The 24,180-nt window shown below is 48.0% G+C and carries 18 protein-coding genes; 12 read left to right on the forward strand and 6 right to left on the reverse strand.

Annotated elements, in window-relative coordinates; translation table 11 throughout:
• The first annotated feature begins 40 nt into the window (after window positions 1-40).
• The 10 genes from metA to H9J30_RS07765 all read left to right on the forward strand — a co-directional run bounded on the left by metA (window position 41) and on the right by H9J30_RS07765 (window position 12,448).
• Window positions 41-982 (forward strand): homoserine O-acetyltransferase MetA, encoded by a 942-nt coding sequence (gene metA, locus H9J30_RS07720; protein WP_240130486.1) that lies wholly within the window; start codon window positions 41-43, stop codon window positions 980-982.
• A gap of 711 nt (window positions 983-1,693) precedes the next feature.
• Window positions 1,694-2,884, forward strand: a complete 1,191-nt coding sequence (locus tag H9J30_RS07725; protein WP_240130487.1) for a thiolase family protein — start codon at window positions 1,694-1,696, stop codon at window positions 2,882-2,884.
• Between the two features lie 131 nt (window positions 2,885-3,015).
• Window positions 3,016-4,515: a CoA-acylating methylmalonate-semialdehyde dehydrogenase gene (locus H9J30_RS07730; RefSeq protein WP_240130488.1), complete on the forward strand. Its 1,500-nt coding sequence runs from the start codon at window positions 3,016-3,018 to the stop codon at window positions 4,513-4,515.
• 161 nt (window positions 4,516-4,676) lie between these two features.
• Entirely contained in the window at window positions 4,677-5,834 is a 1,158-nt protein-coding gene (locus tag H9J30_RS07735) for an acyl-CoA dehydrogenase family protein (RefSeq protein ID WP_240130489.1), read from the forward strand.
• Window positions 5,835-5,898: 64 nt separating this feature from the next.
• The gene (locus H9J30_RS07740) at window positions 5,899-6,672 is read left to right on the forward strand and encodes an enoyl-CoA hydratase (protein ID WP_240130490.1); all 774 of its coding nucleotides are present in this window, start codon (window positions 5,899-5,901) and stop codon (window positions 6,670-6,672) included.
• Window positions 6,672-7,823, forward strand: a complete 1,152-nt coding sequence (locus tag H9J30_RS07745) for an enoyl-CoA hydratase/isomerase family protein (RefSeq protein WP_240130491.1) — start codon at window positions 6,672-6,674, stop codon at window positions 7,821-7,823. Before H9J30_RS07740 ends, H9J30_RS07745 begins: the two co-directional genes overlap by 1 nt.
• A gap of 101 nt (window positions 7,824-7,924) precedes the next feature.
• Window positions 7,925-8,842 (forward strand): 3-hydroxyisobutyrate dehydrogenase, encoded by a 918-nt coding sequence (mmsB, locus tag H9J30_RS07750; RefSeq protein WP_240130492.1) that lies wholly within the window; start codon window positions 7,925-7,927, stop codon window positions 8,840-8,842.
• Window positions 8,843-8,866: 24 nt separating this feature from the next.
• Window positions 8,867-9,625 carry an SDR family oxidoreductase gene (locus H9J30_RS07755; RefSeq protein ID WP_055647775.1) on the forward strand — a complete coding sequence of 253 codons (759 nt, stop codon included), beginning with the start codon at window positions 8,867-8,869 and terminating at the stop codon, window positions 9,623-9,625.
• A 473-nt stretch (window positions 9,626-10,098) separates the two neighbouring features.
• Window positions 10,099-10,341: a hypothetical protein gene (locus H9J30_RS07760; RefSeq protein ID WP_240130493.1), complete on the forward strand. Its 243-nt coding sequence runs from the start codon at window positions 10,099-10,101 to the stop codon at window positions 10,339-10,341.
• A gap of 70 nt (window positions 10,342-10,411) precedes the next feature.
• The gene (locus tag H9J30_RS07765) at window positions 10,412-12,448 is read left to right on the forward strand and encodes a S9 family peptidase (RefSeq protein ID WP_240130494.1); all 2,037 of its coding nucleotides are present in this window, start codon (window positions 10,412-10,414) and stop codon (window positions 12,446-12,448) included.
• Between the two features lie 61 nt (window positions 12,449-12,509).
• On the opposite strand, the gene H9J30_RS07770 is transcribed toward H9J30_RS07765, so the two are convergent.
• Window positions 12,510-12,899 carry a Cu(I)-responsive transcriptional regulator gene (locus H9J30_RS07770; protein ID WP_011071836.1) on the reverse strand — a complete coding sequence of 130 codons (390 nt, stop codon included), beginning with the start codon at window positions 12,897-12,899 and terminating at the stop codon, window positions 12,510-12,512.
• Window positions 12,900-13,036: 137 nt separating this feature from the next.
• Between H9J30_RS07770 and H9J30_RS07775 the strand changes: the two genes are divergently transcribed.
• Entirely contained in the window at window positions 13,037-15,313 is a 2,277-nt protein-coding gene (locus H9J30_RS07775) for a heavy metal translocating P-type ATPase (RefSeq protein ID WP_240130495.1), read from the forward strand.
• Between the two features lie 355 nt (window positions 15,314-15,668).
• Window positions 15,669-17,261, forward strand: coding sequence for an ABC-F family ATPase (locus tag H9J30_RS07780; RefSeq protein ID WP_011071838.1), 1,593 nt, complete (start codon window positions 15,669-15,671; stop codon window positions 17,259-17,261).
• 138 nt (window positions 17,262-17,399) lie between these two features.
• On the opposite strand, the gene H9J30_RS07785 is transcribed toward H9J30_RS07780, so the two are convergent.
• From H9J30_RS07785 to H9J30_RS07805, 5 genes are all read right to left on the reverse strand, one after another.
• Window positions 17,400-17,930: a lipocalin family protein gene (locus H9J30_RS07785; protein ID WP_240130496.1), complete on the reverse strand. Its 531-nt coding sequence runs from the start codon at window positions 17,928-17,930 to the stop codon at window positions 17,400-17,402.
• Window positions 17,931-17,964: 34 nt separating this feature from the next.
• Window positions 17,965-18,870, reverse strand: a complete 906-nt coding sequence (locus tag H9J30_RS07790; RefSeq protein ID WP_240130497.1) for a DMT family transporter — start codon at window positions 18,868-18,870, stop codon at window positions 17,965-17,967.
• A gap of 174 nt (window positions 18,871-19,044) precedes the next feature.
• Window positions 19,045-21,729, reverse strand: a complete 2,685-nt coding sequence (locus tag H9J30_RS07795; RefSeq protein WP_240130498.1) for an FAD-binding protein — start codon at window positions 21,727-21,729, stop codon at window positions 19,045-19,047.
• A 57-nt stretch (window positions 21,730-21,786) separates the two neighbouring features.
• A complete protein-coding gene (locus H9J30_RS07800) occupies window positions 21,787-22,806 on the reverse strand; it encodes a sensor domain-containing diguanylate cyclase (protein WP_240130499.1) in 1,020 nt (339 codons plus the stop codon).
• A 266-nt stretch (window positions 22,807-23,072) separates the two neighbouring features.
• On the reverse strand, window positions 23,073-24,122 hold the full coding sequence (locus H9J30_RS07805; RefSeq protein WP_240130500.1) for a transposase: 1,050 nt from the start codon (window positions 24,120-24,122) through the stop codon (window positions 23,073-23,075).
• Window positions 24,123-24,180: the final 58 nt, after the last annotated feature.

Genomic DNA, 24,180 nt, shown 5'->3' on the forward strand with positions numbered 1-24,180 from the left:
CGCGCCGGAACCCTTGATTGTTGAACAGAAGAGGCGCGGTATGCCAGTTAAAATTCCAGATCATCTGCCTGCAGCAGGGATTTTAGAATCTGAAAATATTTTCGTCATGTCCGAAACTCGGGCTGCAAATCAAGATATCAGGCCAATGAAGGTACTGATTTTGAATTTGATGCCCAATAAAATCGAGACCGAAACCCAGCTTCTACGCCTCTTGGGCAACACGCCCTTGCAGGTAGATGTGGATTTACTGCGTATCCACGATAAAGAGTCGAAACACACCTCAATCGATCATATGAACACCTTCTACCGTGATTTTGAGGATGTGCGCCATAAAAACTACGACGGCCTGATCATCACGGGCGCGCCGTTAGGGCAAATTGATTTTGAGGATGTGACTTACTGGGACCATATTCGTGAAATCATCGATTGGTCACAGCAGCATGTAACCTCAGTGCTCTTTCTTTGCTGGGCAGCCCATGCGGGGCTTTACCATCTCTATGGATTAAATCGTAAAATCCTGCAGCAAAAGCGTTCTGGCGTATTTGTCCACCGCCGTACCTGCCAGCATTTCCCGCTGCTGCGCGGATTCGATGATGAGTTCTTTGCGCCGCATTCGCGCTTTGCCGAGATGGATATCGAGGAGCTTAAGCGACACCCTGAACTACAGGTGCTGGCAGAGTCTGAGGAAGCAGGAGCCTATTTAGTCCTCAGTCGCAATAATCGCAACCTATTTGTAATGGGCCACCCTGAGTATCAAAAATCCACCCTAAACGATGAATATCATCGGGATTTGGCGCAGGGATTAAATCCAAATGTGCCGCAAAACTATTATCGTAATGACGATCCCAAGGCCGATGCCATTGCCCGTTGGCACAGCCATGGCAGTTTGTTGGTCAGTAATTGGCTTAACTATTACGTTTACCAATTAACGCCTTACGACCTGAGTGATATGACGGCGATGACACCATGGGAATCGCAGTAGGGACGTTGTTTTAGTTTGTCAGGCATTGACGGTTTCTTAAGCTCAATGCCTGTCGAATCACCTTGCTAAGCTGTTTCTATTTGCTTGAATCATTTGAACTGACTAGGGCGTGGTGACGTTTCAGGGGTATTTTTGCAGCAATGTGGCTGGCGTTTATGCAAGGCAAAGTCAGTGCTGTGTAGTTATTCTACATAAACGGACGATAACGCAGCAGAAACGCCAGCTAAATGCTGCCCGAAGGGTTCGTCTGGCAAGCCCTTGCGCTTACTTTCTGTCGTAAGCGCCGCTCGTCATTTGAGTCGAATAACGATACATCATTCCTCGTTCCGCGAGCACTAGCTTGCCAGAACGAACAAAATTCAATCTCGAAACGTCAACACGCCCTAATAAATTTACCATTCGTTTAGCTACTGTTTGCTCGCCTGTTTACCTCATTTGTCTTTAGTGTTGTTCATCATCTGCTGGTAAGGTTTTGTTCCCGCTGCAAGGCTAGCGCTTTTAGTAGGTCACTTCCTCCTCGTTACCATTTCAAATGCCGTTAAAGTCTCTCGACTGTAAATTCTGACTGACAATTCTTGTGTGTTTTTCTCGACACATTAGACCAAGGAATACTTGCTTTACGTTCGCGTAAACGTCAGAGTGGTTTCATTGTCATTATTTATCCGCCGCTGGCGAGTGTTACCGCCAAGGCACCTTTAGCTTGGAGTCCCCATGAGTACTGAACAATTTAACCAAGAGATCGTTATTGTTGCCGCTAAACGCACCCCAATGGGTGGCTTTCAAGGCAGTTTGTCTGGCGTAACGTCTCCGAGCTTAGCGGCCACCGCCATCAAAGCCCTGTTAGCCGATACCCAAGTTGCGCCTGACAAGGTCGATGAAGTGTTAATGGGCTGCGTATTACCCGCGGGTTTAGGCCAAGCGCCAGCACGCCAAGCAACCTTAGGTGCCGGTTTACCCCTGTCTGTAGGCACAACGACCGTAAACAAAGTCTGTGGCTCTGGGATGAAAACCGTGATGCTTGCCCACGATTTACTTAAAGCGGGTAGTGCAAAGCTGGTAATTGCCGGTGGCATGGAAAGCATGAGCCAAGCGCCTTACTTGCTAGATAAAGCCCGCGGCGGCATGCGTATGGGCCATGGCAAGGTATTAGATCATATGTTCCTCGACGGTTTAGAAGATGCCTACACCGGCGGCGCCATGGGCACATTCGCCCAAAAAACCGCCGATGAATTTGGTATCACTCGCGATCAAATGGATGCGTTTGCTTTAAGCTCACTGGAAAAAGCCAACGCGGCCATTCAATCTGGCGCCTTCAAAGCGGAGATTGTGCCCGTAACGGTAAGCGATCGCCGTGGTGATGTGACTATCGATACCGATGAGCAGCCAGGTAACGCTCGCCCTGAAAAAATCCCTGCACTGCGCCCCGCCTTTGCTAGAGACGGCACTATTACAGCGGCAAACTCCAGCTCGATTTCCGATGGTGCAGCGGTGCTGATGCTAACTACGCGCGCCAACGCCGAGCAGTTAGGCTTAGCAGTGCTCGCCACCATCAAGGGCCACACAACCCATGCGCAGGAGCCTGCACTCTTTACCACCGCACCCGTTGGCGCGATGGCAAAACTGTTAAGCAATGTGGGCTGGTCAAAGGATCAGGTTGATCTGTTCGAAATCAACGAAGCCTTTGCCATGGTGACTATGCTGGCCGTTTCTGAATTAGGTTTAGACATGGCAAAAGTGAACGTGAACGGTGGCGCCTGCGCCTTAGGTCATCCTATCGGTTGCTCGGGCGCGCGTTTACTGGTGACTTTAATTCATGCACTTAAGGCCCGTGGGCTTAAGCGCGGCGTAGCTTCACTCTGTATCGGTGGCGGTGAAGCGACAGCTATGGCTATCGAAGTCTAAGCAAAGGCTTAATCGCTAATAACGGCTAAATCAACAAGACCAAGACTGAGCTGGCAAGGGCAAACATCCCATCGAGGATACTCATAATATCGCACCGCCAGCTCGACCCTAAACAAGGAAAGGATTGCAACATGACCACACAAGTTAAGCATTACATTGATGGCGAATTCACCACAGGCACTGGTACATCACAAATCGTGGTGACCAATCCTGCCAATAACGCGCCGATTGCCGTTATTAATAGCGCCACGGCCGATGAAGTCCATGCGGCCATCGCCAGTGCCAAGGCGGCATTTAAAACGTGGAAAGAAGTACCTGTGTCTGAGCGTGCCCGTGTCATGTTGCGCTACCAACACCTACTTAAAGAACATCACGATGAGTTAGCGACCATCCTTGCCCATGAAACCGGTAAAACCTTTGAAGATGCCAAGGGCGATGTCTGGCGCGGAATTGAAGTGGCAGAACATGCCTGCAACATTGCCTCATTACTGATGGGTGAAACCGTTGAAAACGTTGCGCGCTCTATCGATACCTACAGCTACACTCAGCCTCTTGGTGTGTGTGCGGGCATCACGCCGTTTAACTTCCCTGCGATGATCCCGTTGTGGATGTTCCCACTGGCGATTGCCTGCGGTAATACTTTTATCCTTAAGCCATCTGAGCAAGACCCAATGACGCCGCAGCGTTTAGTTGAGCTATTTGTCGAAGCGGGCGCGCCAAAGGGCGTATTGCAACTGATCCATGGTGATAAAACGGCGGTAGATATTCTGCTGGCAGACCCTGCGGTAAAAGCCATTTCCTTCGTCGGCTCTGTGGCTGTAGGTCAATACATCTACAAAACCGGTACCGATAACTTAAAACGCGTACAAGCCTTTGCTGGGGCGAAAAACCACTGCGTGATTATGCCTGATGCGAATAAGCAGCAAGTGATCAACAACCTAGTGGGCGCATCTGTCGGCGCGGCGGGTCAACGCTGTATGGCGATTTCAGTCGCGGTATTTGTCGGCGCGGCTAAAGAGTGGATCCCTGAGCTCAAAGAAGCGCTGGCGAAGGTTCGCCCAGGTTTATGGCACGATAAAGAAGCCGGTTACGGTCCGCTGATCAGCCCAGCCGCCAAAGCGCGCGTGCTCAAACTTATCGCCCAAGGTAAGGAAGAGGGCGCAGAGTGTTTACTCGATGGCAGCGATTTTACTGTGGCAGGTTTCGAGTCAGGCAACTGGGTAGGACCGACCATGTTCACTAAGGTCACGACCGATATGAGCATCTACAAAGAAGAAATCTTTGGCCCAGTGCTCTGCTGTATGGAGTCTGATTCATTAGAAGATGCCATCGAACTCGTTAACGCCAGCCCCTACGGTAACGGTACCTCTATCTTTACCGCCAGCGGCGCCGCGGCGCGTAAATATCAACACGAAATCGAAGTCGGCCAAGTCGGTATCAACGTGCCAATCCCTGTGCCATTACCTTTCTTCTCGTTCACGGGTTGGAAGGGCAGTTTCTACGGCGACCAACACGCTTACGGTAAGCAAGCGGTACGTTTCTACACTGAAACTAAGACCATTACCTCTCGCTGGTTCGAGTCGGACATTGCGGTGGCAGCTGGCCCTAATATGAGCATTAACTTGCGCTAAGCGGTTTAAAAAACAGTTTAAACGCATTGTGAAACAGCAGGTTATTCAGTCTAAACGTGGCGCAGTTGGCGCCCATTGATGATAAGCCTGCTGATAAATTCACTGTGTATCACGCCAAGATATTTACGAAAGAAATGGCCAAAGAGTCATAGGAGAGCCAAATGGATTTTAATTTCAACGAAGACCAACGCCAATTTGCCGATCTGGCTCGCCAGTTCGCGGCGGATGAACTCGCCCCCTTTGCCGCCAAATGGGACGAAGAACATCATTTCCCTAAGGATGTGATCCAAAAAGCCGGTGAGCTGGGCTTCTGCTCCCTGTATTCCCCCGAATCGGAAGGCGGTATGGGGTTATCGCGCTTAGATGCCTCGATTATTTTCGAAGAGCTGGCAAAGGGCTGTACAGCCACCACCGCCATGCTGACCATTCATAATATGGCTACTTGGATGGTCACCACTTGGGGTACAGAGACTTTGCGTCAAGCTTGGTCTGAGCCTTTGACAACGGGCCAAATGTTAGCGTCTTACTGCTTAACAGAACCTGGCGCTGGCTCGGATGCGGCATCTTTGCAAACCAAAGCGGTGCGTGATGGTGATGAATACGTGGTATCTGGCTCGAAGATGTTTATCTCGGGCGCGGGCGCAACTGAATTGCTGGTGGTGATGTGCCGCACGGGTCAAGCTGGGCCAAAGGGGATTTCGGCGATTGCCATTCCTGCCGACAGTGAAGGCATTATCTATGGTAAGGCCGAAGATAAGATGGGCTGGAACGCGCAGCCGACGCGCTTAGTTACCTTTGATAACGTGCGTGTGCCGGTTGCAAATCTGCTTGGTGAAGAAGGCCAAGGCTTTACCTTTGCGATGAAAGGCTTAGACGGTGGCCGTATCAATATCGCTACTTGCTCTGTCGGTACGGCGCAGGCGGCTCTAGAGCGTGCAACCCAGTATATGAACGAACGCCAGCAATTTGGTAAGCCACTGGCCGCTTTCCAAGCGCTGCAATTTAAGCTGGCCGATATGGCGACCGAATTAGTGGCCGCGCGTCAAATGGTGCGTCTGGCCGCCTTTAAACTCGACAGTGGTGACCCAGAAGCCACCGCCTATTGTGCGATGGCGAAGCGCTTTGCTACTGATGTGGGTTTTCAAGTTTGCGATGCGGCGCTGCAAATTCATGGCGGATATGGTTATATCAGGGAGTATCCGTTAGAGCGTCACTTCCGTGATGTTCGTGTACACCAGATTTTAGAGGGCACTAACGAAATTATGCGCCTCATTATCGCCCGTCGTTTACTCGACGAAAATGCCGGACAAATCCTTTAAGCTGCCCTAATAGGACTGTAGGATTTGGCGATAATCGATTGGAAATATAAGGGAGCCGAAACAGATGGACTATTTAGTTGAGCGAATTGAAGGCCATACGGCCATTCTGACCATGAACAATCCGCCGGCCAATACTTGGACCGCCCAGAGTTTGCAGGCGCTTAAAGCCAAAGTGCTGGAACTCAATGCCAACAATGACATTTACGCGCTGGTGTTAACTGGCGAGGGCAACAAGTTTTTCTCCGCGGGTGCCGATTTAAAACTGTTTAGCGACGGTGATAAGGGCAATGCGGCGAGCATGGCAAAACACTTTGGCGAAGCATTTGAAACCCTAAGCCAGTTCCGCGGCGTGTCGATTGCCGCCATTAACGGTTATGCCATGGGCGGCGGCTTAGAAGTCGCACTGGCCTGTGATATTCGTATTGCCGAAACCCAAGCCGTGATGGCGCTGCCTGAGGCCACCGTTGGCCTGTTGCCCTGTGCGGGTGGTACCCAAAACCTCACTGCTTTGGTGGGCGAAGGTTGGGCGAAGCGGATGATCCTCTGCGGTGAGCGGGTGAATGCCGCCCAAGCGCTGAATTTGCGTCTAGTCGAGGAAGTGGTTGAAACGGGTGAAGCCTTAAATGCGGCGATAGCGCTAGCTGCCAAAGTGGCCAATCAGAGCCCAAGCAGTGTCACTGCCTGTAAGACACTTATCCAAGCGGGGCGTCAAATGCCGCGTAGCCAAGCCTTACCAATAGAGCGTGAACTGTTTGTCGGTTTGTTCGATACTGAAGATCAGGCCGAAGGCGTAAACGCGTTTTTGGAAAAACGTAAAGCTGATTGGAAGAACCGCTAATGACAAACTTAGTAGATAAGGCTGCACACTCGTTCGCCACTCAACATGTGGTTTTTCAAACTTTAGCCACCGCCTCGGGCAAATTAGTTGGGGTGGTGACGCTCAATGTTGAAAAAGCCCTCAACGCCTTGGATCTTGATATGGTTCGGGCCATGACGGTGCAGCTCAATTTGTGGAAAAAAGATCCGTTAATCGCCTGTGTGGTACTGGATGGCAGCGGAGAAAAGGCGTTTTGTGCGGGTGGCGATGTGCGGGCGTTATATCACGCCTCTGTTGCCGCTCAGGGACAAGTGACTGAGGTCGCTAAAGTATTCTTTGAAGAAGAATATCGTCTCGATTATCTACTGCATACCTTTGGTAAACCTGTGCTGGTATGGGGTGATGGCATAGTGATGGGCGGTGGTCTGGGCCTGATGGCTGGTGCCAGCCACAAAGTAGTGACAGAAACCTCCCGAATCGCCATGCCTGAAGTCACCATCGGGCTTTATCCCGATGTGGGCGGCAGCTATTTCCTCAACCGCATGCCGGGCAAAATGGGGCTGTTTTTAGGCTTAACCGCCTATCAAATGAACGCCGCCGATGCCTGTTACGTTGGCCTTGCCGATCATTATCTAAATCGTGACGACAAAGAGCTGATGTTCGATGCCATGGCGACCCTCGATTGGAGTGACTCGCCTGCACTTAATCATCAACGACTCGATTCGATGATCAACGAACTGTCGAACCAAGTGGACATCCCTAAGGGCGATAGTTTACTTGCCGAGAGCCAAGAGATTATCGATAGGCTGATGGCGGGCAGTTTGACGGATATTGTCAGCCGTATGTCGAGCTTACGCACTGAAGAAGCGTGGTTAAATAAAGCCTGCGCGACTATGCTCGCGGGCAGCCCGATCAGTTGGCATTTGGCGTATATCCAAAGCCAGCTAGGTACCAAACTTAGTCTAGCGCAATGTTTTAAATGGGAATTAACCGTTAGCGTCAATGTTTGTGCTAAGGGCGATTTCAGTGAAGGCGTACGGGCACTGTTGATTGATAAAGACAAACAGCCCAAATGGCAATTTGCCGATGTGCAATCCGTGCCAAACCGCGTTATCGAGGACATGCTGACCTCACCTTGGGGAGAAGAACATCCCTTAAGCCAATTAAGCTAAGCCAATCGATGGCAGGTAAAGCAAGCGCTTTGCCTGCCATTTTTATCTGGAATAACAACTATCTGGAATAATAAAAGACACCAGAACACAGGAGTGATGGCATGAGTACAGTAGCATTTATCGGTTTAGGTAATATGGGCGGCCCAATGGCGGCCAATTTATTAAAAGCGGGCATGACGGTACGTGTCTTCGACTTAGTGCCAGCCGCCATGCAAGCCTTGGCCGACCAAGGCGCATTAGTGTCGAGCACGGCATGCGGCGCAGCGGCAGGCGCCAATGTGGTGATCACTATGCTGCCTGCGGGTAAGCATGTCAGAAACTTATACTTAGGAAATAAAAGTGCAGGAAATGGTAGCGAGAAAGGTCTACTCGACGTCGTCGCTGGTGATACCTTGCTGATTGATTGCTCGACCATTGATGCCCAAAGCGCTCAATTGGTGGCGGCCGAAGCGGCTAAGAGTGGTATCGAATTTATCGATGCGCCAGTATCCGGTGGTACCGCAGGCGCGGCGGCAGGCACCTTGACCTTTATCTGTGGTGGCTCGGACATCGCCTTTGAGCGCGCGCAACCTGTACTCAATGCCATGGGTAAGAATATCTTCCATGCGGGCGGTCCAGGCGCTGGGCAAATTGCTAAAATCTGCAATAACATGCTGTTATCTGTGCTGATGGTCGGTACATCTGAAGCCCTGCAAATGGGGATAGACCATGGTCTCGACCCTAAAGTGCTGTCGGACATTATGAAGGTCAGCAGCGGCGGTAACTGGACGCTTGAAAAGTACAACCCTTGCCCGGGTGTGATGGAGAATGTGCCTTCTTCTAAGGGCTATCAGGGCGGCTTTATGGTAGATTTGATGGTTAAAGATCTCGGCCTCTCCCAAGAAGCCGCATTATTGAGCAATTCGAGTACACCCATGGGCTCACTCGCGCGCAGCTTGTATGTGAATCATGCACGACAAGGCAATGGTCGCCGAGATTTCTCCAGTATTTTTGAACAATTTGCACCACTTAAGAAATAGACATTAAAAACAAGGGATAACCAGATGGATTTAAAAGATAAGGTTGTCGTCATCACTGGCGGCGCGGGTGGTTTAGGCTTAGCGATGGCGCATAATTTTGCGCAGGCGGGTGCTAAGTTGGCACTTATCGATGTGGATCAAGAAAAGTTAGAACGCGCCTGTGCCGATTTAGGCTCATCCACCGAAGTCCAAGGTTATGCGTTAGATATTACCGATGAAGAAGACGTGGTCGCGGGTTTTGCCTATATATTGGAAGACTTTGGCAAAATCAACGTGTTAGTCAATAATGCCGGCATTCTACGTGATGGCATGTTAGTCAAAGCCAAAGACGGTAAGGTGACAGATCGTATGTCATTCGACCAATTCCAATCGGTGATCAATGTTAACCTTACTGGTACATTCCTCTGTGGCCGTGAAGCGGCTGCCGCAATGATTGAATCGGGACAAGCTGGGGTGATTGTTAACATTTCTAGTCTTGCCAAAGCAGGCAACGTGGGACAATCCAACTATGCGGCCTCCAAAGCGGGTGTGGCGGCGATGTCTGTCGGTTGGGCAAAAGAGCTGGCCCGTTACAATATCCGTAGCGCAGCGGTAGCACCGGGGGTGATTGCGACCGAAATGACGGCGGCGATGAAGCCAGAAGCATTAGAGCGTTTAGAGAAGCTCGTACCCGTTGGTCGTTTAGGTCAAGCGGAGGAAATAGCCTCCACCGTACGCTTTATTATTGAAAACGATTATGTAAATGGTCGTGTCTTTGAAGTGGATGGCGGTATTCGCTTGTAAGAGATTATCTTATTGATAATCAACAAAACCGAGCGTTTGCTCGGTTTTTTGTTGGAGAAAGACAGCACTAGTTTTGACACATTTAGTTCAATGGAATGATCGATGGGAGTTGACATTTAAGGGCTATCCTTCAACAATCGCACTCCTCTTTTTTTACATAACTTTACATGGGCGTGTTGACGTTTCGAGATTAGATTTTGTTCGCTCTGGCAAGCACGTGCTCGCGAAACGAGGAATGATGTGTAGTTATTCTACTCAAATGACGAGTGACAAAGAGCAAGTGCTTGCCAGACGAACCCTTCGGACAGCATTTGGCTGACGTTTCTGCTGCGTTATCGTCCGTTTATGTAGAATAACTACACTGCACGGACTTTGTCTTGCATAAACGCCAGCCAAATTGCTGCAAAAATAACCCTGAAACGTCAACACGCCCATATAGGGTTGACATTATGGTGTTGGAGTTGAATATCTGAATGTCATGGCAGGATAAGGCTCTATGGCTTGAAAAAATCACCAAACGCATGATGTTAATTGTCGGTGCCTTAGGTGTACTAGTGATCTACGGCGGCTTCTTTTTTCTCCTCTTCAGTGGTCGTTCGGTCGCGGTGATCCCATGGTTTTTTTTACTTTCACCTTGGATTTGTATTTATTGTGGCTTGACGCAAGAACAACAGACTAATGTACTGAAATGGTTTATTAAAAAAGTTAAAAAATAAGCCCTTAAGGGCATTTGCATCGCTTTCGTTTCGATTTTGGCTTGTTTAGTTTGCAAACTTGGGGAATACAATGGGTTTAGGACGCTATCTTCCACATCTGCTGAGTGCGGCTTTGTTGCTACTCTGCGGATGTGAGCGTACGGATACACATGCTCAACCCGCCAAGGAAAACGGCGAAATTAAAGTTGCCCCCTATGGTAGCTGGCAATCACCTTTGTCTGCGACAGATGTCTTTAAACAAACCGATGATATTGCAGAATTACAAAGCGTAGGTAATGCGATTTATTTTGCCGAATCGAGTGGGCGCGACCAAGGTAAGGTGGGCATCAAGCGCCTCGACGGCCTTGGTAAAGTCACTCAAGTGGTGTTGCCGGATTTTAATGTTAAATCCACTGTGCATGAATATGGCGGTGCAGCGTTTTTGGGTATAGGCAAGAGCCTCTTTGCCACCAAAATGCAGGATCAGCTGTTTTACCGTTTTGCCCCTAACCAGCCGCCTTTGCCGTTAACCCCCAATGGCACGCGCCATGCTGATTGCGTGGCTTATCCTAAGGGCTCACGAATTATCTGCGTGCGTGAAGATCATCGTCAGGGAGGGGAACCGAAAGCGAGCCTAGTGACCATTAATCTTAACTTTGCTGGTGAAGGCGATACCTTTGTCTCGGGACATGACTTTATTTCTTCCCCGGCCATTTCACCCGATAACACCCAACTGGCGTGGATCACATGGGAACATCCTTATATGCCGTGGGATAACAGCGTGCTGTGGCTTGGGGAGCTTGACCGCAAAGGCCAATTAAAAAATGTTCGCAAGGTAAGTACACCGCAGGCGTCTTCAGTGGCTCAGCCTTTGTTTGGCCCTGACGGAAAATTATATGTGGTCTCCGATCTTAGTAATTGGTGGAACATTTATCGCGTCACTCCAAGTTACACTTTAGAGCCCGTGTTGAGTAAAAATGCCGAGTTTGCTGTGCCCGATTGGCGTTTAGGTAACCATAATTATGCCTTTGAAAATGCAACAACTTTGATTGCTAGTTATGTTGAAGGCAATCGAGCGGCATTACTGCGCATTCACTTAGATTCGGGATTAACTGAATCCCTTGCAATTGATTTTGCAGAGATCACTCAAGTGGTGAAGGGTGAAGACGGTGTATATTTTGTTGGTGCAAAGGCGACGCCAGAGAAAGGCATTTACCGGGTGGTTGGCCGCGGTACCGAACTTGTGTATGCGCCAGCACTCGCCAATTTAAATCCTAACTATGTGTCACGGGCGAAAAATATTGCCTTCGCAACGGGCAAAGACCAGCAGGCCTACGGTTATTTTTATGGTCCCGTCAATCCCAAATTCGTGCCGCCCCATGATACCCGTCCGCCGCTGATTGTGATGTTACATGGTGGGCCGACATCAAGGGCGAGTTTAGCCTATCGCAGTGAGATCCAATTTTGGACTAGCCGCGGTTTTGCGGTGTTAGATTTAAATTTCCGTGGCAGCAGTGGCTTTGGTCGAGCCTATCGTCAAAGCCTGTACGGTAAATGGGGGGAAAGCGATGTTGAAGATGCGGTCAATGCCGCTAAATACTTAGTGGCTAAGGGATGGGTCGATGCGAATAAGCTGGCCATTCGCGGGATCAGTGCGGGAGGGTTGACCGTGATGTCATCCTTAGCTTTTTATAATGTATTCCAAGCGGGTGTAAGCTATGAAGGCATCAGCGATGTTGAACAGCTTGCTAAGAGCACCCATAAATTTGAGTCGGGCTATCTGGATCAATTAATCGGGCCATATCCTGAAAATACAGACAGATACCGTGAGTTATCGCCACTAAATCATTTAGATGGGTTAAATGAGCCGTTGCTGATTTTCCAAAGTTTAAGAAACAAAATTGTCCCTACGTCGCAGTCACGGCAAATTTATGATGCCCTTAAAGCTAAAGGCGTACCGACGGCCTATATCGATTATGGCGATGATTCTGACGAAGGGCGCACCCCAGAACATAAGGCAGCGGGATTAGAAACTGAGTTAGCCTTTTATGGGCAAGTGTTTAAGTTTACTCCTGCGGGTAAATTGCCTCCATTAATACTCGATAATGCAAACGCATTAACGCCATAATATTAAAAGCAAAAGCCTACTCTTCAGTAGGCTTTTGTCTTTGGCGTAAGCCAAATGGTGTTTAATGTTGATGATTAAGGCTGTTAATAATGGTGCAGTGGGGCTGCTCACCGCCTTGGCACTCACTCACCATTTGTTGTAACTGGCTGCGTAGATTTTGTAACTTACTGATTTGCAACTCTACATAAGCCAAATGGTTGCGGGTCAGTTGTTTAACATCCTCGGCATTACGGCTGTCGTTATTACGTAAATCGAGTAGGAGTTTACAATCCTCTAGGCTAAAGCCTAAGTCGCGGCATTGGTGTACAAATTTCAGCGATTCAATATCCCGATGGCGATACACCCTGTATCCAGCGTCGTTACGTTCTGCGCAAACGAGGCCGATATCGTGGTAGTAGCGTATGCTTTTAACGCTTAACCCTGTGTGCTTTGCCACTTCGCCTATTTTCATCCTGACCTCGGTCATTATCAGTTCTAAATACTCGTGCAGACAAGTGTGATACTTGCCACAAAAACACCCTTGACTCTCCCGTGATGGGAGACTTTATCTTAGCTCCATAGCAGTTAAGTTCAAGTGAGGGATCTTCTATGTCTCAAATAAAACTCTACGTCGCCAATATGAATTGCGCAGGTTGTGTGGCCAAAATTGAAAAGGCTTTTGCGGCCGAGTCGAATGTGAGTGCCCGTATTAATCTGGCCGATAAACAAGTGACTGTGGATAGCAAGATAAGCCCTGATGCAGCCCTCGCTGTGATGGATAAGGCGGGCTTTCCCGCACAGTTGATTGTGGATGCTAAGGCGGCGGCCGAGGAAAAGCGGGTCGAAGATGCGGCGGAATATAAATTGCGGATGCGCCAAGCTGTGGCTGCACTTGCTGTCGGTATCCCCATGATGTTATGGGGATTACTGGGTGGCGAGATGATGATTAATCGCCCCAGCATGCAGTTAGGTTGGGGCATAATGGGTTTAATCACGCTGGCTCTTTTAGTCGGTACGGGTCGCCACTTCTATCAGGGTATGTGGCGCGCGCTTAAGGCCAAAACCACCAATATGGATACCTTAATCGTGTTAGGCACCAGCACTGCATGGTTATATTCAATGGTGGTGGTACTTATTCCGAGTGCATTCCCAATGGATACTCGCCACGTGTACTTTGAGGCGAGCGTGATGATCTTAGGCTTAATTAACTTAGGCCATGCCCTTGAATTAAAAGCGCGCGGTAAGACCAGTGAAGCGGTGCAACGTTTACTTGGGCTGCAATCCTCAAGGGCGATTCGTATTGGCGACAATGGTGATGAAGAGGTTGAGATAAGCCAGCTTAAATTAGGCGATAAACTCAGACTTCGCCCAGGCGACAGGGTCGCACTCGATGGCGTGGTGGAGTCGGGTCAGTCTCTACTCGATGAGGCCATGTTGACGGGGGAACCTATTCCTGTGCCTAAGCATGTTGGCGATAATCTCAGCGCGGGCACAGTCAATGGTAACGGCAGTTTAGTCTATCGGGTTAGTGCTGGGCAGCGGGATACGCGCCTTGCCAAAATCATTGCGCTGGTACAGGAAGCACAAACCTCTAAGATGCCGATTGGTCGTCTGGCCGATAACATTTCGGCGGTGTTTGTGCCAACGGTCGTGGTCATCGCCTTACTCGCTGCGGCGGTTTGGTATGTTGTTGGGCCAGAACCCGCGCTCAGTCATGCGCTTGTGGTACTCACCAGCGTGCTGATCATCGCCTGTCCCTGCGCCTTAGGGTTAGCCACACCTATGTCTATCATAGTGTCCGTTGGCCGCGCCGCTCAAATGGGTGTATTGGTAAAAAATGGTGAAGCACTACAAAGCGCCAGCAAGGTCGATTGTGTGGTGCTGGATAAAACCGGCACAGTGACTCTTGGCAAACCCCAAGTTACCGATATCCATTGGGTTGAGGACAATGACCAAGCTACTAAAGGCCAAGCGCTCAGTGATGAAGACAAGCGCGCACTCCTTGGCGCTATCGCCAGTCTTGAGCAGCATTCAGAGCATCCGCTGGCCAGCGCAATGGTCAGCTATGTTAAGCAAGCATCGATTCCATTGCCCGCAACCGAGATTTTTACTAATCATCAAGGTAAGGGCATAGAAGGGCGAGTCGATGGCGCCGACTTTTTAGTGGGGAATCAAGCCTTAATGGCGGCATTTGATGTGTCGTCAGAGGAGGGGGTGACAGGCAGCAGCTCAGGTTTTACGGTAGAAGCCGCCGCGCAATTTGCCAAACAGGGTAAAACACCGATTTATGTCGCCAAGGCGGGTAAGTTAGTGGCTACTATCGCGATTGCCGACCCGATAAAAGCCGATGCGAAAGAAGCGATTAGTGCAATACGCTCACAGGGTATCCGTGTGGTGCTGCTGACGGGGGATAATCCACAAACAGCCCAAGCTGTTGCGGAGCAAGTCGGTATCGAGGAAGTCATTGCTGGCGTATTACCTGAACAAAAGCAGCAGCATATTAAAGCCTTACAACAGCAAGGGCACGTGGTTGCCATGGTCGGTGATGGCATTAACGATGCGCCCGCCCTGATGAGCGCCGATGTCGGGATCGCCATGGGATCGGGCACAGAGGTGGCGATCGAAAGCGCGGATATGACACTGCTGTCCCATCAGCTGATAGTGATTGCTAACTTATTAGCGCTCTCCCGTGCCACCATGACCAATATTAAACAGAACCTATTTGGTGCCTTTATTTACAACAGTATCGGTATTCCAGTCGCGGCTGGGGTGCTGTATCCGCTGACGGGGATGCTGCTAAGCCCTGTGATCGCAGGGGCCGCAATGGCATTGTCTTCCTTAACCGTGGTCACCAATGCGAACCGCTTAAGGCAGCAAAAACTGTAAGTCAATAACATCGTCCCATATGCAAGTGAGTGAGCGAACATGCCCAATACCGTCCATTTCGTTGGGCTGTATTGGGGATTTGGGGTTCATTTGGTTGTCATCCAATGGGATTATCTTGAGTCTTACTTGCAAAAATGCAGGTTAAATAAACAGTTATCCTTGGGTAAAATGTGTCAGAACAGCTTAAGCATTCGCAGCTAACCGGGCCTTTTTAGTTGATAATTTAGCCCAAACTGCTATAGTGCAACGTTTATTTTTGCCCCCTCAGGTTGGACACCTCGGTTTTAGCAAATAGGTTTATACTTAGTTGCCCTGCCAGACGTCCGGCCAACCTAACTCGATTTGGAAGTTCATTTTGATCACTACAGCGAATATCACCATGCAGTTTGGCGCTAAGCCACTGTTTGAAAACATCTCAGTTAAATTTGGCGGCGGTAACCGTTACGGTCTTATCGGTGCGAACGGCTGCGGTAAATCAACCTTCATGAAGATCCTTTGCGGTGATCTAGAGCCGAGCAGCGGTAACGTATCTTTAGACGTCAATGAGCGTCTGGGTAAGTTGAGCCAGAACCAATTCGGTTACGAGGAATACACGCTGATTGACACAGTGATCATGGGCCACCGTGAGCTGTGGAAGGTCAAGCAAGAGCGTGACCGTATCTATTCTTTGCCAGAGATGAGCGAAGAAGACGGCATTGCCGTGGCAAACCTTGAAATGGAATTTGCTGAAATGGATGGTTACACCGCCGAATCTCGCGCTGGTGAACTGCTACTTGGTGTGGGTATCGGTATCGAAAGCCATTTCGGTCTAATGTCTGAAATTGCTCCAGGTTTAAAACTGCGGGTGTTATTGGCGCAAGCCCTGTTCTCGGACCCTGATGTACTGCTGCTCGACGAACCCACCAACAACTTGGACATCGACACCATCCGTTGGTTACAGGACGTCTTGAACCAACGCGACAGCACCATGATCATCATTTCGCACGACCGTTACTTCTTAAACTCAGTCTGTACCCATATGGCGGACTTAGACTACGGTGAACTGCGTGTTTACCCTGGTAACTACGACGAATATATGCAAGCTGCGACTCAGGCCCGTGAGCGTCTGCTGGCCGATAACGCCAAGAAGAAAGCACAAATCTCTGAGCTGCAAACCTTCGTGGCGCGCTTCTCTGCCAACGCCTCTAAGGCAAAACAAGCAACTTCTCGTGCGCGTCAAATCGATAAGATCAAGCTGGATGAGGTTAAAGCCTCTAGCCGTGTTAACCCCTTCATTCGTTTCGATCAGGAAAAGAAACTGTTCCGTAACGCTTTAGTGGTTGAGAATTTGGCTAAAGGTTACGACACCCCCCTGTTTAAAGACTTAAACCTAATTGTCGAAGTGGGCGAGCGTATCGCTATCCTCGGTGAGAACGGTGTAGGTAAAACCACGTTACTGCGTACTTTAATCCATGATATTCCACAGGATGAAGGCCATATCCAATGGTCTGAAAACAGCAATATCGGTTACTACGCGCAGGATCATGAGTCTGATTTTGAAAACGATATGACCCTCTTCGAGTGGATGAGCCAATGGCGTAAACCTGAAGATGATGACCAAGCGGTGCGTGGTATTTTAGGCCGTATGCTGTTTAGCGCCGACGATATTAAAAAGTCTGTAAAGGTGCTGTCGGGTGGTGAAAAGGGCCGTATGTTATTTGGCAAGCTCATTATGCAAAAGCCAAATATCCTGATGCTCGACGAACCGACCAACCACATGGACATGGAATCGATCGAATCCTTAAACAACGCGCTGGAAAAATACGAAGGCACGCTGTTGTTTGTGAGTCACGACCGTGCATTCGTATCGTCACTGGCAAACCGTATCCTTGAAATCACGCCAAATGGTGTGAATGACTTCAAGGGCACCTACGATGAGTTCCTTGCTAGCAAGGGCATCGAAGGCTAATCAGTTACTTTAAGTATTAAATTGCCTTACGTGTTTACAAACCCTGTTTGAATAAAACGCCGCTCAAATTGAGCGGCGTTTTTGTTGCTGGCTTTTAGCTTGAGTATTGCCCTTGAGTGTTTGCGCTTGGATGAGCAGTTATGGCGTCACCTCGGTTTTTTGATCGACATAAATCAAGCTGTTGGTATCAAAACCGCGGGCGCTCGCCATCTCGACAAATTGCTGAATTACCTCGGGGGATACCGTTGGGGTTCTTGCCAATAACCATAAATAATCCGTATCCGGCCCCGAGATAAAGGCGTATTGGTAATTTTGCTGGTCGAGTCCAAACACCACATAGGCGCCATAAAATGGCCCAAAGAAGGAGACTTTTAAGTAAGCTTCGTTCTCTCCATTCACAAAATAGGCTTTACCTTCAGCCTCTTTCCATTCCTGTTTAGCTGTGGAGTAGCCCCGATTAATCACTTTAACACCACCATCGGGCTTAAGGCTGTATTCGGCGGTGACTTGGGTTAATCCGCGCTCGAAGGAGTGGTCAAGCCTCGCAATCTCGTACCATTTGCCTAAATAGCGGTCGAGTTCAAAATCCTTAACGGGTTCGACGTAGTTGGGCATGCCTAGGCAGCCAGTAAGGACTAACACACTGATCATTAAGAGTAGTTTTTTCAAGTGATGCTCCTATGCAACTGATTGAGTCTATCTTTTAGTCATGAGGGCAAACCAATGTTTCTTTTGTACTTTTTAGCGCTTTACGTTGACTCTGCCACCCCTGAGCTATGCCTGCAAGTATAATTAGCGCCACGCCCATCAATTGCTGTGTAGTTAAGGCTTCACTAAACAGCCACCACGCCAGCACGACCACCACAACAGGTTCCACATAGGATAGTGTGCCATAGGTTACCGAGGGCAGTTGGTTTAGGGCTTTTACTGCAAATAAAATCGCTAAAAATCCCGGCAAAAATCCAATCGCTAGCAGCCAAGTCAACTGATTAAGGCTTGGTACTAATGGCGTCGTTAACATTAAGGGAAGTAAACATAACGCGCCAACACTTAACTGGACTAGGGTGCTTTGGTAGGGCGAGGCCGCGCTGGGTTTTCGGTTGATTAAGATAAAGCCACTATAAGTGATGAGCGCAAGAAACGAATAAAAATATCCCAATATTTCAGAATCATATAGCGACTGGCTCGATGTGACTGGCAACATTAATATAAAGCCTATTAAGGCAAGGACCACACTGACGATACTGAATCGGTTGAGCCTTTCATTAAAAACAAAGTGGGCAAAGAGTGACGTTACCACAGGCGCAAGGTAGATAATCATGATCACGGTTGCCATTTGGGTGTATTCAATGGCCTCGATATAAAAAGCCATAAATCCCGCGAGCATAGCACCATTAATCAAGGTGCGTTTACTGGGCCTATGGCGGATCTGGTCTCTTTTACCTGTTAACAGCATATATGCGGTTAAAAACAGCGCACCCAGTAATAGCCGATAAAAGGTGATATGTTCAGCAGGCAGGGCGGCAAAACGTGCGAATACGCCAATGGTGCCCATCAAGCTTGCTGCCAGCAGAGCAAGCACTATGGCCAGTGTCGGTGGCGGGGTCATGTATCACCTTTTAATACCGATAATTCAACGATTAAGGGGTTGAGTTTGCCTTAAAAACTCAGCCTTATCGAGTGCTATTGTAAGCACTTTGCAGGCATGGGGTACCAACGATGGTTGCAGAGCCTATCGCGCAAAGATTGATAACTTGACTGCGCTAGCAAGTTCAACCGCCTGCTAAATAATCGACTTACGCGAGCGGAAATGATTTAACGGATCTTGGCAATAGCTGGCCTTTACCTGCTGTAACAATGGATAGTTTTTCCCAAAATAACGGGCGGTAGGGATGGTATTATCTTTAAAATTAATAAAGGCGCCTGAGCTGTTGGCAATAGTGGCATCGCGGCAGCTGTCAATCCAATCAAGTGCTCTGTTTACCCGGGTATAAACAGGGTTGGCCTGCATCAGCACTTGTTCTTGTAGTTCGTTGTTCCACCATGCCTGATACTGAACAATATAGGCGTGGTCTTTAAAGGCAAATGCACTTTGAGTTTTTTGGCTATCACTTAGTTTGCGGTAAAAGTCGCCAGTAATCGCGCTTAAGGTAACATAGGTAAATAAACCTAATTGCCGATTATCCTCAATCAGTTGTGATGAGGTTAGGCTTTCAATCAATGCAATATGCCCTTGTTTTAATCCCTGTGAATGGGCAAAGCGTGATGTCACCTTATGGGGCGCAGGACGAAGCAGATCCTGTGCGTGTTGGCGCTGGTTTTTGTAGAGTTGTATATCCTTATCGTTAATCAGTTCCGTCATTCTATGGTTCAAGATGGGTTGCAAATCCTGAATGGTTTCGCGATTCCAGCTTTCCATTAATTCATCGCCATAGGCTTGCGTTAAGCCGCCCATGGCATCAATTTGTACTCTGCTTGGCTTTAAACTGACGTCGCTAAATTGGGTTTTGATAAAGTGCGCAAGGCTGGCGGGATTTCCTTCCCAATAGCCATACATAATGCAGTTATGCTTGGCAAACATCGGATCTTCAGTTTCTGTAACACTGCTCGCTAAGGGGCGTTTTTGCTCTTCGACTATCGCGGATTTGGCCTGAATTTTAAGATTAGTGCCCAGTAAGCAAGGCAAATTATCCGCCAGAATAATCTGCTCCCAACGTTCCAATAATCCTAAGGTCGGGGTGGTTTGCTGCAGTTGTTGGCTGTCCTGAAGATAGGGATTCCATTCTAGTTCGAATTTGAGCAGGCTTGGGGGGAGAGCAAAGGTTTGTACAAAAAAACGGGTGACAATACCGTAACTTAAACCGCCTCCACCTTTTAATGCCCAGAGCAATTCGGGTTTATTAGCCGCCGATACAACTTGGGTTTCACCAACGCCTAAGACAATTTCTGCTTGGACTAAACCTTCGCAGCACATGCCGTATTTGCGACACCAAGGCCCCCAACCACCTCCCATAATAAAGCCTGCCAACGCATGGGAAGCGCTAGTACTATGGGGCAACATTAAGCCTTTTTGGGCGAGATAGCTGGTTAATCTTCCTATTGTGCAGCCGGGCTCTACGGCCACAATACCGCTGATGGGGTCGAGTTCGATGTCATTCATCAATTCGAGATCGAGCACTATGCTATTGGTTTCGCCGCTTTCGCCTTCGTGATCATGGCCGCCGGAGCGCACGCTAATGGCAAGGTGATAGTCAACCGCTGTTTTATAAACGATTTTAATGTCTTGGCGGCTGCGGCATTTAATTATCGCGAGTGGTTTTTTTTGCAAGCGGCGATTAAAAAGTTGGCAGGCTTTTTCGTAAGCCAGCATCTGTTGGCCCGTACTCACCCAAAAATCTTGCTCGGCGTAGTATTGGCCATCGGTAATGATATTTTCGCTGGGAATGTGGCTGCGTACCTCGTTAATAAAACGCATAAAATGTGTGACTTGACGGGTAACTACATTCTCACTGATTCGAATTTCAGCTGTGAGTCGGCTGGATGTTGATTGGCTTATAAAACAATCAAATTCAAGCTCATTACTTAGTTGTAGCTTAATGTGTGAGCGATTGGGCGTGAGGGATTTTAAAATATCAAAGCTAAGGGTAATGTCGGTACTTTCTTCTGAATGATAATTAGCCTGGTAAATAAAGTGTGGCCAGTGGCCAAAATTGGACTCAATAATATAGGCGCAACGTTCATGGGCGGGAATAGTATGGGGTAACTGTTTTTTAAAGTTGTTAGTGTTTAAGTTCTGCTTATTAAAGTTATAGTCAGTGTCGTTAAAAATAACCAGCATGACCTCTTGTCTTGTTGAACAGTCAGGATGAAAACTGGTACTTGGTTTAATTTGATTTTTGGGGTAAATATAAAGGTTGTTATCAGTCAGCGTTATTTGGTGTTGTGGTTGTAAATAATAATCTAAAATTTGATGTTTGGTTAAGCACTGTTCAATAAGGTTGATATTAACTATTTCACCGTCGAATAACGTTGATGTCTCATTCGTAAGCTTTAATTTTCTATAGTCGCTTAGTGGTATTGAATGTTGCTGTAGATGAATTTCTTCACCATCGATATAACAGGTTAATTCATGATATTGGTAGGTGATGGATAATAAATGCCAATAGCCATCATTTAAATTGCCTAGAGTTGAAATGGTTTCAATCTGTAACAGTTGGCTATTTACTAGGGTTTCGATATGACCGAGGGCATTGATATTAATTATAAAGCCAGTGTTATTTGTTTGACTATAATATTGAAAGACTACACCGCCTTGATGTGTTTTGACCCAAGCTTGAAAGGTAAATACATTTAGTGTTCCTGCATCCTGCACTAAGGTTTTTACCAAATTATGTTTATGTGCAGTCTTTTGAGTCAACTCCGTAGGTTGAGTGCTTAATAGTGCTTGAGTCATTTGGGGCGGTTTCATTGGTAACATCCTTGTTTTATTCCATTTTCTTAAATTCTGTCCTGTGCGATAAAAGGCCTATAGCGAGGTATTTATCCGGTCACGACCATCGGCTTTGGCGCGATAAAGCGCGGTATCAGCGGCGCACACCATGGCGAGTGAAGTTCGGAACTGGCCATTGACTTCACTGGCAATCCCTTGGCTAGCACTTATAGAGACATAATCCCTGAGCCCTTGGTCGGTAAAGCGAATATTATTAATCCCTTGCTGGATTTTTTGCGCTATGGTCAGCGCCATTTTGGCATTGTGATTAGGCAGGATCAGTGCAAATTCTTCGCCGCCATAACGGGCTGCAAGACCGATTTCGATAGGCACAATGGTGGCGATCACTTTGGCAATTTTTCTAAGGCATTCATCACCTTGGATATGACCAAACTGATCATTAAACACCTTAAAATAATCCACATCGATAATGACTACGCTGATGGGGCGTAGTTTGGCGGTGCATTCTTCCCAGTGCTGTTGCAGCATTTCATCAAAATAGCGACGGTTTGCCAGTTGGGTGAGGGAGTCGGTGGCGGCCAATTTACGCAGTTTTTGGTTTTCTGCTTTATGGTGAGTTAAATCGTGCATCACCATCACAAACACAGGTTCATGGCTGGGAATATAAGAGATAGACAATTCAACATCTTTGGCCTTACCAGAGGCGCAGATCAGTGTGGTTTCCTGCGCAGGGTGCTGCACGGGTTGACCACAGTTGGTGCCTAGTTGCACATCGTGGCTCAGGAGATTGTCATAGCGCGCTTGATGATGTTCGGTCAAAAAATTGCGCCAATCTTGGCCCTTTAAAGTCGCTTGTGGGCAATCGAGCAGCTCGGTACTGCGTTGGTTGCACGAACGGATGAAGCCGTTGGCACTTACTAAGATTAACGGCTCGGTTAAATGTTGAATAAAGAGTTCAATGGTCTCGAGGGAAGAATGCTCGAAAAAGTTCAGCGGTAGCTCGGCACTCTTTGCATGCTGAGTTGTGGGCAATGCAGTATCATCGACAATGGATAAGGCGGGTTGTTGGCGTACCAGTTTCGGTGAGTTTGTCATTGTTATCTTTCTCCGTGAACTTTAATCATCTGCGCTAGGCGCTTTTCTGAGGATGACTTTATTCTGGTGGAAGAAAAGATACCTTCTGCTTACCTTCTGGTATAATTTATTGATTTTAAATGTTTTAAATTTTACCTTCTGAGTCGTTTTATCTGCGATTAGGAGCCTGGTTGGCTGGGTGCTTGCTTTCATCTCGCAAAATTTGGGCTAAACAGCCCCTAATCTGAAGCCTCAAGATTGAGTCGAATATTTGTTGTTGGGGCAATTTAAAGCAGTGTAAGTCCATTAATTTGCTCGGGATGTAGTGCTTGGCTATGGGATTTTCCTCGACACCATTTACCGCCTTGCTTGTGCTTAAATGCGCACATCGCATCCCATCGACCGCTTACACCACTATACTGGCGACGAAACTCCTTGGCTGAAAGTAACCAGGCATCGGATTCAATCCCTAACTCATTAAGCAACTTAGGTCGTAGGTTATCGATAAAGCCCTTTTTATCATGGCGAATCGCGCGGCCAGTCCAATCGATAAGCTCAAGATAATCGGCAAAATGGAAGGGGATACCCGTTTGCTGATGGAGATGTGTTGCACCATCAAATTTTGCAAGGGATTTATGAGGTAATGGTTGAGTGTTATCTACAGGGGGTTGGGTTGACAGTGGTGTAAGGCTGTTAGGGGAAAGTGCATTCAGGCGTTCTTGAATCGATGTAAAATCAGAGGATTGCAAAGAGTTGGCAATGCCAGCTCGAATAGGATTTAAATCGACATACATCATGCAGGCTAGTAAGGCTTGCTCATCTAGCAAAGCTTGGGATTTAAAACGACCTTCCCAGAAGGCGCCTTTGCACTCATCTTCTCGATTGGCTTTACGGGCAATCTCTTCATTTAGGCAGCGCATAAACCAAGAGATACTACTCAATCGCTCTTGCCACTCGGCAATTAATGCATCGAGCAACATGTGTTCTCCTTCGATTAATGCATCACCATTCATATACTTAGTTGCAATGGCATGGCCTTTGGTGATTTGATACCAGCGACTGATAATGTCTTTTGGCGTTAACGATTTAGCCTTGTCGACATCTATTTTAAGCACTAAATGATAGTGATTGCTCATCACCGCATAGGCGCAAATGTCGATACAAAAGATGGTGGATAATGCTTTGATTTTATCGACAATCCAACCACGTCGATGCTCATAACTGCGCCCTGAGAGTTTGTCCTCACCACACAAAAAAGCCCTTCTGACACAGCGATTTATCACATGATAGAAGGGGGTTGTATTGGCATCGATAAGCATTCTTCTGGCCGAGGTCATCACTCGCTCCAAACAGACAAGGTGAAGATAATCTAAAGACTAGTAGAAGAGGGGACAA

Source organism: Shewanella cutis, assembly GCF_022410515.1.
Taxonomy (GTDB): domain Bacteria; phylum Pseudomonadota; class Gammaproteobacteria; order Enterobacterales; family Shewanellaceae; genus Shewanella; species Shewanella cutis.